Genomic DNA, 13,434 nt, shown 5'->3' with positions numbered 1-13,434 from the left:
ATTAGAAATTATATATTTAGTCATGAAAAAACAAAAAATCCCCTCCCTATAAAAAGTGTAGGAAGAGGTTTCAAAACTAGTTAGATAAGAATCTATAAATTCATTGAGTTCTAGCCAATTCTAATATTTTTCGAATAAACGGCGCTTTTGCCTTTGTATATGAAACACGATCAAAAGCATATGTAATAGCAAGTATCTCTTTTAATTCTCTATATTCTTTACGTGCCCATTCATGGCTTATTAGAAAGTCACGAAATAAAATATTGTTCCTCCATTCGTCACTATTATAAATATAAACATGCAAATGATGAGTACCCGCTCTCCACTTTCCTTTTCTAAAAAAACGCCAATTGGTTGCATCTTTTGGAACATACTCATATCCAATTTCCGATAGAACTTCAATCCACTTTTCAGTTATTTGCAGTTCTGTTACGCCAATCATCATATCAATAAGAGGTTTAGCTCCTAATCCTTCTACTGCTGTGCTTCCTATATGTTCAACAGCAATTATTTCTTGTCCTAACAAGGAACAGAATTTCTCTTTTTCTTTTATATACTCTTCAACCCAGTCTTTTTGATACGGTTTAATAACAATTTGTTGATCTATTGTATTCACCTCTTTATAAGTATTTATCATTATATTTATAAAATTTCATATTGTTAGCATAGGATTTCCATAAAATATGTCGAATAGTGGAATGTACAACTTAATTATATTAAATGTGAGGTAAGCTATGAAAGATAATTCCGTCGAAATTCAGTTAAATAGTGTAACATTCCAATTAAAAGAATATCATAATTTTGATTGGCTTATTAAATTAGGGACCGTATTTGCAGTTTTTGACCAGCAAGACTCAGGTAATATAAGTTTTGGTGTAGAAAAAGATGGTCACAAGAAATTTATCAAATACGCAGGAGCACAAACAATTGCATATGAAGGAACAACGGGTGATGCTATTAAAAGGCTAAAAAATTCAGTTACTATCTATGAAGATTTAAAGCATGAATCGCTCATAAGACTAATTGATCATTTTCCAGTTCAATCTGGATATGTATTAATTTTCGATTGGTTTGATGGTGAATGTCTTCATTCGCATTGGAGTTTCCCACCTCCTGAAAAATATAAAAATCCAAACTCACCATTTTATAAATTTAGGCATTTATCTGCTATAGAACGAATTCATTCCTTACATTCCATTTTTTCTTTCCATACTTATGTAGAAAAGAAAAACTATGTAGCAATAGATTTTTATGACGGTAGTATTTTATATAATTTTAATACAAAAGAAACAAAAATTTGTGATATAGATTTATACAGTAAGAAACCTTACATAAATAAAATGGGCCGGCTATGGGGTTCCTCCCGTTTTATGTCACCAGAGGAATTTGAACTAAACGCAACAATTGATGAAAGAACAAATGTATTTAATATGGGAGCAATGGCTTTCTCACTTTTAGGCGGTGAAAAAGATCGTTCTTTTATAAAATGGAAAGCAAGTAAGGAATTATATGAGGTAGCGTATCGTGCTGTAAATAAAAATCGTGCAGAACGTTATGCATCAGTTACAGCATTTTACGAAGCGTGGTTAAAAGCATCTAATGCAGAAAAGATATAACCCTAAATTATTAAAAGAAATATAGAGTTTATACTATTATCATGTAAATTAAAAATGGTTTTATGAGCGTTTCGTACTAGTGTGTTCTAATTTATTATGGCTATTATTGAGGAAGACATATCAGCGATAATTTATGTATATTTTGTATAAGTGTTAGCAAGTTCGTTTGCAAACTTGTTAGCACTTTTTGTTTAAATAATTCACATATTCTTTCTTTACATACTGATTATATTTCCAATTGTGTACTAATGTGTGAGTTTAACTCCCCATATTTTAAACAAAATGGATGGTACAGGGTGATGACAATATAAGTATTTCTTTTTCCTACTATTGCAATTTTTGAAAAGGCCTTTTCTCTCATATCAGGCTCTTTTATTTATTAAAAAAAGATTATTTTATATAGATTACTATAAGCATCCATAAAGCCAAAGCACCAATGATAGCGAGTACTATACGTGTTGATAGTATCCTTACTTCAAAGTCTGTTTTCTTAGAGGGTTCAGGATATGCAATTATGTAAATTCCCTTTAATAATGCAAGCCATGCAATAACCGTTAGGAATCCCTTCCAGTTGAATACCCATACATTATGTAGAATTACAGTACCTAATCCTAGGAAAATCGATAGAAAACCATACATAATACCAAACCCTCTGTCTTCAACCACTAATTTTTTTAACTCACGTAGCACCGATGGACGGACGAAAAGTATTCCCGATACGATAACCGTCATCCACCCCCAGAACAGCCCTAAAAAAGTACTAGTTTCCATTATTATTTCACTCCCCTCAATTATATTTATATTTCAGATATTCCTTCCTTTAGAACAATTCCAGCACTTTTATGTGTAGGTTAAAGTCTGCTCTTTTTTAATACAAACATTCCGTATTCAATGCCCATACTTAATCACACCATTTCTCTACAAAATGAAATTTTTATTAATCTTCCTCACCTCCGTAACAGTTATATAATTCCTAGCATTCTTCCGACTTACTATTCTACTTTGATACACTGGTCTTGTATAAAAACGAACTGTTGCAGGAAGTACGATCATATACTCAGCGTACTCCTGTATAGTTCCAATCCATAGAGATGATTCACTTTTATAAACGACGTACTCCTTTACGTTCAATGTTCATTCTTCCTTTTGATTAAAATAGCACTTTTATTAAAAGTTTCTATCTTTACATCATTCCCTATCCGCTTCTACTGTGCCAAAGCTTGTACTATTTGCATACGCTATTAATAAGGAAGAAGATAGGAGGTTTAAATAGAATGTCTTGCATTATCACAGGATTAACTCAGCCACTTTGTTTAACTCTTATTTATAATATTTCTAACGGTAAACTTGTATTCTCCTCCGTTGAGTACGGATCACGTTCACTATCAACAGAATTTGATTATGATAGTAAGAATCTAGTTATTAGAGTGCCATTTACTGGTGAAGGTACACTTGTATTTAACAATAATTTCGAAGCAAGTTGTGTCACAACGAATATAACTCAACCTTAATCAAATCTATTTATTCTTAGGGAAAAGTAGAATTATACTTCTATTCCCCCCTTCTCCCTCCTTTAATAATGTAAAACTCGCATTGATAATTCAAATAACGTTTTTGTTTCAAAATTGCACCATCATAAAAAACATACATACAATATGATGTGAACTTTTTTTCAATATACATTTTAGTCATAGGGCGCTTTTTTATTACATTTATGAAACATTCATATGTTATCTTCAGTACGTTCTTTTCTCTTTATAATGCCGTGTGAGATATGCTCAGATTTGAAGCCCTAGACCCCCTAAATCTAGGACTTCTCTATTCAAATAACGTTTTTATTTAAATTTAATCCCCCCTTTATCCAAATAGATTCAAAATTATCTATTTAACATATATAATACTTTTAAACAATTTAAATTCTATACATAAGTAATGGAGGCTTTAAAATGGGGAGTGTCCCAAATTTAACACCACAACAATCAATCTCAAAAAAACAAATTAACCCTAATAAGAATCAACAAACGAATAAAAAACTAAGACGTCGTCTGTTATTAGCACTTGCTTTTATGCTACCTATGGTTATTTCCATTCAAATCTGCATTTACAAACAAGAAGATATGATTCAAGAAAAACAAATTACACTTAATAAAGAAAAGAAAAAATTGTCTGAATTAGAACTGATAGGACGTTATTTTGAAAACGATGTTAAAACTTTAACAGAGAGCGAAGAAGGTATTTTAAAGTTCGCAAGGAAACTATATGGATTCTCTAGAGCTAATGAAACTATATTTCAAATAGCTGAATAACTTTTCAATACATAAGCAATTGTCATGAGTCAAGGAGTGAATTAATGATCATCGCTTTTTATCAAAATTCTATCAAATAACTATTTTATTAAAACATTTCACCTTTTAACTGGACAAGCATATATTATTGTATGGAGTCATCCACTCATAGAAATCTACCTTTCTTATCCAAGAGCACATATATTGTGCTCTTTTTTATGCCCAAATAACTATTTTATTATGTTTCCTAACTTACAGTAATGTCCTTAAAAAAACATTCATATATATTTATCAGATGCATTTTAAAATCCCAGAGTATCAAATACTTTTAAGAGTTGACTGACCAACAATATTCGACTTATCTTTAAAAACTTATTAAAAATAACTTAGATACAAAAAAGCTACGTTTTATATAGGATAAAAAATTATCTTACGCAAAGGAGCTTGATTATTTGTGAATTACCAAAATGATAATAACTCTAACATTCACAAACCTTGCACTTGTCCATCCCCCACGGCTAACAGTTTAAATGTTGTTCAAACTACCCCATCAATAGTTTCTGTAAATTCTGCGATTCCACTAGATACCGTGGTAAATTCTAATGGTACGGCAATCTCATTCACACCACCAACAACTGTTTTACTTGAAGGTGGAAGAACCTATTTGGCAATCTATGAAGTGCAAGTTATCATTCAACCAGGAGGTAATTCGGCAGGTATCACTATGTATTTGAATAATAATCCAATCATTGGCTCTGGTACTTCTCTGGGATATACTGCAGGATTCACTTCTGTATCAGCACCCGCTATTTTCACTACACCTTTAGGTATAACAAGTACTCTTACTGTTAATGTAGGACCATATTCTAATACATTAAATACATTGGGCTTAACTCTTGCTGTTATAGCATTAACATAGTAAAATCTAATACTTTCTAAAATAAAATTCTTTGTTCTTCGACCGCCATTTTGGGTTAGCCGCTAAGAAACCGCTATAACTACATATAAAAAAATATTATTTGGATCGATAGTACTGGGTGACTCGGCTGACAGAATTGCTGAGTCACCTTTTTTTCTAAAATAACGCTTTTGTTGATTTTATAAAGTGAAACTTTAATAATTGGTGGGGTGTTTATCCCCACTTTTTATTAGTTGAACCAATGGAGCTTTTATTGGCAGTTGATCCCTCACTTAACTTCTTTGCTTCCGCTGAATTTTGAGGTGGGGATCTTACTACCCGTTAATGCGGGATAAATTTAATAGCTTGTATATTTTACTTTGTAACTTTCATTTCTCCTCCTATGATTACAATCTTTATTAGTAATTAAGCATTGATTATACGTCCCCTAAGAACATCTCCATTTTGTTTACATATACTTTGAAGAAAAAAACATTAAACATATACCCACAAACATTTTAAACATAGTTGCTAAAATAATTTATCTAGACTTACCTAACATTTATTTTTTAAAAAGGAGGTTACTTATGAGATATAATCAAAAATCAAACTCACCAAATCCTTGTGATAAATTCCAGCAGCCCTGCTTTATTTCTATATCCCCTTGTAATCAAAGTAATTGCTGTACACCTGTTTTTCTCTCAAGTTCTCAACAACAAGAATTATTACAAATAATAAGCCAATTAAATCAAGCTATTCTTTCTTTTTTCACAACACCAAATTCAACAACTATAGAAATACTCCAATCTGCATTACAGGCATTAAATAATTTATTAATAGCAGTACAACCAAGTACACCAAATAGAAATTTAGTCATAAGAACTATAAATCAATTAATCAATTCCTTACCTACTGCATCTCTCACTCAAATCTCAGCGTTACTCCAATTTCTATTCCAAAGCTTGTCTTCACTTATCAGTTGTTCAAATATATCAGACCCCTTATTACAGCAAACATTCAACCTAATTTTACAAGGAATCTTGAATAGTTCGTTATTGAGTAACATCGGAACGCCAGGGCCGACTGGAGCAACAGGACCTAGAGGAATTCCTGGACCTAGAGGAGCTCAGGGGTCTCAAGGTGTGCAAGGCATTCAGGGACTTGAAGGACCGGAAGGGCCGGAAGGACCTCAAGGTGTGCAAGGCATTCAAGGGCCTGAAGGACCTCAAGGACCGGAAGGACCTCAAGGTGTAGAAGGGATTCAGGGACCGGAAGGGCCGGAAGGGCCTCAGGGACCTCAAGGTGTGCAAGGCATTCAAGGACCGCCAGGGCCACCTGGGCCGACTGGTTCGGGAACCGGAATGGGAGTTCCTGGACCACCTGGACCGACTGGACCTCAGGGTATACAAGGGATTCAAGGACCGGAAGGACCGGAAGGGCCAACTGGACCTCAGGGTGTGCAAGGCATTCAAGGGCCTGAAGGATTAGAAGGACCGACTGGACCTCAAGGTGTGCAAGGCATTCAAGGGCCTGAAGGATTAGAAGGGCCGACTGGACCTCAAGGTGTGCAAGGTATTCAGGGGCCGGAAGGACCACCTGGGCCGACTGGAGACTGTGAGTGTCCACCTGGACCAACTGGGCCGACCGGGCCAACCGGACCACCTGGACCTGGATGTAATTTCCTTGTATATGTTACTAACGCAGGAGCAATCGATGACCCTGCAGATGATACAGTATCAGTGATTAACACCGCAACAAATACAGTAGTCGCTACAATTACTGTAGATAATGCACCTCTTGAAGTAACAGTTTCACCCAATGGGGCTCGTGCTTATGTTACTAATATTTTTTCCGATACCGTTTCCGTTATTGATACTGCTACTAATACAGTTATTGCTACCATTCCCGTTGGAGCTGATCCAATTGGCGTAGCTGTTTCTCCAAATAACACAACTGTTTATGTTGGAAACCACGCAAGTAATAACGTTTCAGTTATTACTGCTGCTACTAATACAGTTATCACTACCATCCCTGTTGGTATCGCTCCGCAAGGAATAACTGTTTCTCCAAACGGAGCCTTTGCATATGTTGCAAACGAATTAAGTAACACAATTTCTGTTATTAATACTGCTACTAACACAGTTACCGCTACCATTCCTGTTGGCATTCGCCCTAGAATAATCGTTTTCACACTAGATGGCACTCGTGCGTATGTCACGAATCAGAACAGCAATACTGTTTCTGTTATTAACACCGCTACCAATTCCGTAATTAATACAATTAACGTAGGTACCGAACCTGTTGGTATAGATATTACACCAGGTGGAAATCTTATTTACGTTGTAAATAAAGTTAGCAATAATGTTTCGGTAATAAATGTGGCGACAAATACTGTGATTGATACAATTCCTGTTGCTTTATCCCCTGATCAGGTAACTATCATACCTGATGGCACTCGTGCCTATGTTACAAATCAAGGTAGTAATACTGTTTCTGTTATTGATATTGCCACGAATACTGTTATCACTAATGTCCCAGTAGGTTTCGCTCCAACAGGAATAGCAACTGGAACTATTTGTGAATAAAATGAAAAACAAACATAGTTTTTATTAAGATCGATAGTATGTGATATTCTTTCTTTCATTACCTTCAAACAATCAGAATGAACCTCTATATTCTCTTCTTTTTTATCTTAAAGAACCTGCTAAGCAGTTAGCTGTTGTCAGTCGCTTTTTTTCTATAAAATTCGAATTTTATAGAAATTAATCAACTTACATTTTTAGGGTTTCATGATGATTATTACCTATAAAATCATTACCCTTACAAAAAGAGTTATGAACCTTTCCACTCATGGCTCTTTTTTATTACGAATTTGACTAGCTTCACGACTAAATCTCTCTGAGTATCTTATTGCTAATTTAGTAATATTCATTCGAGTGATATCTTCTAAGGTATATCCCATAATTTAAAAATAAGAAAAGCCACTTATCTAAGTGGCTTTTCTTATTCTTAATAGACAAAATTAATTTAAATTCATCATTTTCTTCACACTATTTTTAAAATGAACATAATTATGTTTTTCTACTAAACGGCCTTTTACTCCAATCTGCAGATAAATTATTTAACAAGAAAAATGTATTTGGAACTGGTAATGGAAACCTCGCAGCTTGAAAATTTGTAAGAAGCGGAGATGCAATAACGCCATCTATGGTACTACCGGCTTGGACTTGCACCATATCTCCTGCATTCAATTGTACAATGGTAGAAACTGTTACTGCATTTAAAAGCCCAGTATTTCCACCAAAAAAGCTATCATCTCCTGCTATTAAAGCACTGTTAACTGTTATAAATACTTCCGTCACATAATTTAGAGTATCATCAGTAGGACTAAAAATTATAGTAGTAATAATTAAATATACTCCATCTTGTTGCGGTATAAATGTTGATACACCATCATATTCACCATTTAAATCGAATTGTGTAGTTTCAAATGTTACTATAGACAGTGTATTAGCAGTAACGGACTGATCAGTAGATTTGAAAGCTCTGAATGCAGATTCAAATCCCGTTGGTAGAGTAAATGAAGAAATCGGTGGCAATGTCGGTCCTATTAAACTCGAATCCAGTGAATCAGCAGATGGATTTTTAGAGTTTAATCCTTCCCATTTCTTTTTCCTCTCCATATATCTCACTCCAAATTAAAATCATTTCTAAAATAAGAAAATATTAATTGTACAAAATATGATATATACAAGATGTACTATTCCAAATAAGGTGTTTTAAATAAAAATATTGCTTCAAATATACAAAATCATTTTATAAAATTAACTTTTGTAAAAAAACAACTAATATATTAAATAATCAATTCAGTTTATATATGGTAAAATATATCCATCGCTGATATGTCCAACTATGTAATTTTCATAGCAGCAAAATTACAACTAGACTTATACAACATGATTCAAAACAAATGAAGGAGTGTTTTAAGTGAAAGGACATATTCGAAAAAGAGGAAATAAATATTGCATCATTATTGATATCGGTCCTGATCCAGAGACAGTAAAAAGAAGATAAAAGTGGTTTACTGGTTATAAGACAAAAAAGAAGGCGAAAAAAATTACGGAGTTAAATAAAGGGACTTTTGTGGAGCCGTCTAAGCTTGCTTTAAAAGACTATCTGGTTCAGTGGTTAGAAATTAAAATGAAACGTATAGAAAAGAATATCTACGTTTCTTATAGTAGCAACATGCCCCACCATGTTATAACTAACATAGGAATGATTGCACTTCAGAAATTAAATGTTATGCACATTCAAGAATAGTATAAATCAGCACTAGATAATGGTATTTTAAATAATTCCATACTCCTATTGCATTGGATAGTAAAAGCAGCTTTAAATCTAGCAGTTAAATAAAATATTATTTCTAGAAATACCGCGAAAACAAGTGAATTTTATTAACAAGTTTCGTGCAGCTTAACACATGTTATCATGTATAATACATATGAAAAGGAAATTCAGAATAACGAGGCAAATATTATGGACTTTGTTTATATTAATCAAAACGTATTAAATAATCTTCTATACATTTTATGTAGTATATTTGTTTTTTATTTCATATATGATAGCCGGCACTATTTAAAGAAATATAAAATACTACTGATTACCCTTTGTTCTAGTATCCCGCTTATTTTATGTATGCGATACCCTATCTATATGGATGAAAGTTGTATTCATGATTTAAGACAAATTCCGGTCATAATAGGTACGCTTTATGGTGGATTCCCTGTCGGTATCATATTGTTTACAATTTTATTAATTACGAGATTTTTATTTTATGGCTTTAACATGCTGACAGTTGTTGTTTACGGAATAATGTTCATCGTTACAGCACTCGCATCTTCAAAATTTAATACATATAATAGAAAACTTAAAGTAGCTTTTTCCATGTTTTTAACCTTTTTCCTAGCAATATTTACAACTTTAATTGTATTAACCTTATCAGATTTTGAAGTGAATAATTTGTATATTATTTATTTCATGGTATTACCGACTACTTTAATGTTATTTATTGTTTATATAAATGAAGTTATTAAAGATGCTGTATTAATGCGCTCAAAATTAATTAAAATGGAAAAAATGGAGATTGTTAGCCAACTCGCTGCAAGTATATCGCACGAAGTAAGGAATCCCTTAACGGTTGTAAAAGGATTTACACAGCTTTTAAAAACACAAAATTTAACTCCTGAATCAAGAGACGAATATATTAAACATATACTTGAAGAGTTAAATCGTGCCCAAGAAATTATCGATGATTACTTAACGTTTGCCAAACCTGCTCCAGAAAAATTAGATCAAATTTCAGTAAAACAAGAGTTAAATCGAGTTATTAATATGATATTGCCATTGTGTAATATGAATACGATACATATTACACAGGATTTTTCTGAGGCAACCATTGTTGGTAATAAACAGCACTTTCAACAATGTTTTTTAAACTTAATAAAAAACAGTATTGAAGCAATGCCTAATGGTGGTACCTTAAGTATTTCCTCATCTATCAATAATAGTAAAGTTGAAATACGAATTGAAGATAGCGGAGTTGGAATGTCACAGGAGCAAATACATCGATTCGGTGAACCGTATTTTAGTACAAAAACAAAAGGAACTGGTTTAGGTACAATGGTTGCTGTTAAGATTATTGAGACGATGCATGGAAGTTTAAAAATCAGAAGTATCGTTAGTAAAGGAACGACTTTAACGATTACGTTCCCGAAATATAGTAAGAATACGCATTAAAACAAATAAAAAAGGAGCATAGTCGCTCCTTTTTTATTTGTTTCGATACATAAGTATCTTCAATGTTTTTTTAGTTTACATTTGTGAAGACTAATTAAAAATTAGTATCCTCCGCCCCAGCAGCTGCATCCTACAATTATTAATAGAATGAATAACACAACTAATAAAGCGAAACCTCCACCAAAACCACAAGAACCACCGTAACTCATATTTTCTCCTCCTTTTGGTTTGAAAACTAATAGGTAGTTGATCATTTTAACTGGTTCGTATTATACATTATGTGTATATCCCTTTTTTGAGCATGTCTACATAAAAATAAGTAAAAGCACTCATGTAAGAGTGCTCTAAAATGGATACCAAAAGTTTTGAAATACGTTTAATTTTAAATATACCGCAACAATGAATATGAAAACCCCAGCAAATAAAGCGATGAAATCTTCACGTTTCGCCTTACTTGTATAAAACCATGTACGTTTATCCTTCTTTCCAAATCCTCTTAAATCCATTGCATTTGAAACCGTATCTATTCTTTCTAGAGAATGAATGATCAGTGGCCAGAAAATTAAAACACGGTTCTTCATACGAACCCATAAACTTGCTTCTCCTTTTTCAAAAGCCACTCCTCTCGCTTCTTGCGCGTGTTTAATAATTTTATACTCAGACTGGATGTCAGGAATATAACGTAGTGCAATATTTATTGCATATGTAATCTTATACTGAATAACAAGTTTACTTAAGCTACTTACAAATTCGCTTGGATCTGTCGTGTAAATAAAAAGAAGTGTAAATGGTAATAACGTAAAATACTTTAATGAAAGTGTAGCTGCATAAAATAATGTTTCATATGTAATCGTTGCATATCCAACATGTAAAAACGCGGTATATGATTCAGTTAATTCAGATCCATGAGTTGGTGTAATAAATAAAATCATGACAGAGTTTAATAAACTAAATGTAAATATAACACTAAAAACAATTAAAATTTTACGAAATGGAATTTTAGCAACGCTAAGTCCGATACACCCAATAATAAATAATATTAGCAACACCCGAAAATCAAAAAACAAAAAAGTAAGCGTCATACAAAAAATAAATAAAAACAATTTCACTACCCCATCCATACGATGAAAATATGTACTATGCACCTTCCTCCCTCCTATTACTGTCTAAATAAAGCTCCATAAATTTTTCTGGACATGCAATCCCACTAAATTTAACAAGCTTGGTTAAAGAACTCTCTCTTAAGTTGGCTCTTTGAAACGTTTCTTGATCACCAAATACATTAGACACTGTATTATCCGCAATAACTTTACCTTCATGTAGAACTACTGCACGGTCTGCATATTCTAGTACGAGATTCATATCGTGAGTGATAAAAACAAATGAAATACCCTTTTTAGCTAGGTTTTTAATAAACGACATAAATTGTTTATAATGATAATAATCTTGTCCCGCTGTCGGTTCATCTAATATGATAAGCTTAGGATTTGTTGTTAATACAGATGCGATTGTTAATCTCTTTTTTTGCCCATAGCTTAGCGCTTGAATTGGCCAATTACGAAATGGATATAAACCACAAATTTTTAAAGTTCCTTCTACTTTATTCTTAATTTCTTCCTTAGAAAAATTATGTAATGTTAATGTAAATGAAGCTTCTTCAAAAACAGTAGGCTGTGTAATCATATGATTTGGATTTTGCATCACGTAAGATATGATTTCCCCACGTTTACGAATAGACCAAGAACTAATATCTTCACCTTTTAACAAGATTTTCCCATTTTTCATTTTGTTTATGCCTATAAGACTATGAGCTAATGTTGATTTCCCTGCTCCATTATGTCCTAACAGTGCCACAATTTCTCCTTCATATATTGAAAGGTTTACATTTTCTAATACTTTTTGTTTATTAGGGTATGAAAATGATAAATTCTCCACTTTAAGTAATTCCTTGTTTTTAGTATTCCCTTTTAATATGACTTGTTTCTCCATCCACTCTTTTATAACGTTGCTTACCTTTTCTTTTTGAAGGTTTTCCATTGGATATATTACGTCATTATTACTATCAAAATGTAATCTCTTTAATGCTTCGATGTAAATAGGCTCTCTTAAGCCGATACGTGGTAATATATTTGACGCTAAGATTTCTTTTGGTGTTCCTATCGCAATAACTTTACCTTCATCAATTAATATAACTTTGTCTAAATCCAGTTTTAAAATTTCTTCTATTCTATGTTCGATAATAACAATCGTTTTATTATATTGTTCATGTATATCTTTCATAAGTTCTATCGTATGTAAGGCGCTTAGTGGATCTAAATTAGCTAACGGTTCATCGAACAATAATATATCCGCATTTGTTGTTAATAAACCAGCAAGAGAAACTGTTTGCTTTTGACCTCCTGATAATTCATGTGGACTTTGTTTATGAAACGTATGCATCTTCACCTTTCTTAATGAGTCCGAAACAATCTTTTTCATGTCATCTTGCTTTACACATTCATTTTCTAAATAAAAAGCTACATCTTCTTCTACTGTCAGACCAATAAATTGAGCATCTTGATCTTGCAAAATTGTTCCTACCTGTTTACTTTGTTCAAAAATACTTCCTTCCCTCGGGTCTTTACCGGCAATTAAAACGTTACCTGTGCTATTCCCTTCGTAAGAAAATGGGATTAGCCCATTTATACAATGAGCTAATGTCGACTTTCCTGAACCACTTCGTCCAGCAATTAGCACTTTTTCCCCAGGGTATATATGAAAGGTAATATCACTTAAAGTAGGCTGCGCAGCATGCCCATATTGAAAGGTGAATTGTTCAAACGAAATAATTGGTTGCATG

General features: G+C 32.9%; 13 protein-coding genes and 1 pseudogene. 7 read left to right on the top strand and 7 right to left on the bottom strand.

Annotated features, from left to right (window positions below; translation table 11 throughout):
• Positions 1-100: 100 nt before the first annotated feature.
• Positions 101-607 (bottom strand): GrpB family protein, encoded by a 507-nt coding sequence (locus tag MHB52_RS13535; RefSeq protein WP_000372688.1) that lies wholly within the window; start codon positions 605-607, stop codon positions 101-103.
• 127 nt (positions 608-734) lie between these two features.
• On the opposite strand from MHB52_RS13535, the gene MHB52_RS13530 reads away from it, so the two are divergent.
• A complete protein-coding gene (locus MHB52_RS13530) occupies positions 735-1,616 on the top strand; it encodes a protein kinase domain-containing protein (RefSeq protein WP_000654549.1) in 882 nt (293 codons plus the stop codon).
• 390 nt (positions 1,617-2,006) lie between these two features.
• Here the strand turns inward: MHB52_RS13530 and MHB52_RS13525 are convergent, their stop codons facing one another.
• Entirely contained in the window at positions 2,007-2,387 is a 381-nt protein-coding gene (locus tag MHB52_RS13525; RefSeq protein WP_061663258.1) for a hypothetical protein, read from the bottom strand.
• Between the two features lie 147 nt (positions 2,388-2,534).
• The gene (locus MHB52_RS13520; RefSeq protein ID WP_001101128.1) at positions 2,535-2,747 is read right to left on the bottom strand and encodes a hypothetical protein; all 213 of its coding nucleotides are present in this window, start codon (positions 2,745-2,747) and stop codon (positions 2,535-2,537) included.
• A gap of 143 nt (positions 2,748-2,890) precedes the next feature.
• Here MHB52_RS13520 and MHB52_RS13515 point away from each other — a divergent pair, with 143 nt between their 5' ends.
• The 4 genes from MHB52_RS13515 (at position 2,891) to MHB52_RS13500 (ending at position 7,384) form a co-directional block, all read left to right on the top strand.
• A complete protein-coding gene (locus MHB52_RS13515) occupies positions 2,891-3,127 on the top strand; it encodes a hypothetical protein (protein ID WP_001277642.1) in 237 nt (78 codons plus the stop codon).
• 435 nt (positions 3,128-3,562) lie between these two features.
• Positions 3,563-3,922, top strand: coding sequence for a cell division protein DivIVC (locus tag MHB52_RS13510; protein WP_000536031.1), 360 nt, complete (start codon positions 3,563-3,565; stop codon positions 3,920-3,922).
• A gap of 433 nt (positions 3,923-4,355) precedes the next feature.
• A complete protein-coding gene (locus tag MHB52_RS13505) occupies positions 4,356-4,820 on the top strand; it encodes a hypothetical protein (RefSeq protein ID WP_016118003.1) in 465 nt (154 codons plus the stop codon).
• A gap of 566 nt (positions 4,821-5,386) precedes the next feature.
• Complete coding sequence (locus tag MHB52_RS13500) at positions 5,387-7,384, top strand: YVTN family beta-propeller repeat protein (RefSeq protein WP_061663257.1); 1,998 nt, start codon at positions 5,387-5,389, stop codon at positions 7,382-7,384.
• A 486-nt stretch (positions 7,385-7,870) separates the two neighbouring features.
• Here the strand turns inward: MHB52_RS13500 and MHB52_RS13495 are convergent, their stop codons facing one another.
• Positions 7,871-8,482, bottom strand: coding sequence for an exosporium leader peptide-containing protein (locus MHB52_RS13495; protein ID WP_000440007.1), 612 nt, complete (start codon positions 8,480-8,482; stop codon positions 7,871-7,873).
• Between the two features lie 304 nt (positions 8,483-8,786).
• On the opposite strand from MHB52_RS13495, the pseudogene MHB52_RS13490 reads away from it, so the two are divergent.
• Together MHB52_RS13490 and MHB52_RS13485 are read left to right on the top strand one after the other, a co-directional pair.
• A pseudogene (locus MHB52_RS13490) lies at positions 8,787-9,209 on the top strand (site-specific integrase); the annotation flags it as partial.
• A gap of 126 nt (positions 9,210-9,335) precedes the next feature.
• The gene (locus MHB52_RS13485) at positions 9,336-10,595 is read left to right on the top strand and encodes a sensor histidine kinase (protein ID WP_016118000.1); all 1,260 of its coding nucleotides are present in this window, start codon (positions 9,336-9,338) and stop codon (positions 10,593-10,595) included.
• Between the two features lie 101 nt (positions 10,596-10,696).
• Here MHB52_RS13485 and MHB52_RS13480 read toward each other — a convergent pair whose 3' ends face one another.
• The 3 genes from MHB52_RS13480 to MHB52_RS13470 form a co-directional block, all read right to left on the bottom strand.
• Positions 10,697-10,804: a YjcZ family sporulation protein gene (locus MHB52_RS13480; RefSeq protein WP_000120182.1), complete on the bottom strand. Its 108-nt coding sequence runs from the start codon at positions 10,802-10,804 to the stop codon at positions 10,697-10,699.
• A 135-nt stretch (positions 10,805-10,939) separates the two neighbouring features.
• Positions 10,940-11,740: an energy-coupling factor transporter transmembrane component T family protein gene (locus MHB52_RS13475; RefSeq protein ID WP_061663097.1), complete on the bottom strand. Its 801-nt coding sequence runs from the start codon at positions 11,738-11,740 to the stop codon at positions 10,940-10,942.
• The gene (locus tag MHB52_RS13470; protein ID WP_061663098.1) at positions 11,733-13,433 is read right to left on the bottom strand and encodes an ABC transporter ATP-binding protein; all 1,701 of its coding nucleotides are present in this window, start codon (positions 13,431-13,433) and stop codon (positions 11,733-11,735) included. Before MHB52_RS13470 ends, MHB52_RS13475 begins: the two co-directional genes overlap by 8 nt.
• Position 13,434: the final 1 nt, after the last annotated feature.

This window comes from Bacillus sp. FSL K6-0073 (genome assembly GCF_038006085.1).
Lineage (GTDB): Bacteria > Bacillota > Bacilli > Bacillales > Bacillaceae_G > Bacillus_A > Bacillus_A cereus.
The sequence above is the reverse complement of the archived record's forward strand: the minus strand, read 5'-3'. Positions and strand labels throughout refer to the sequence as shown.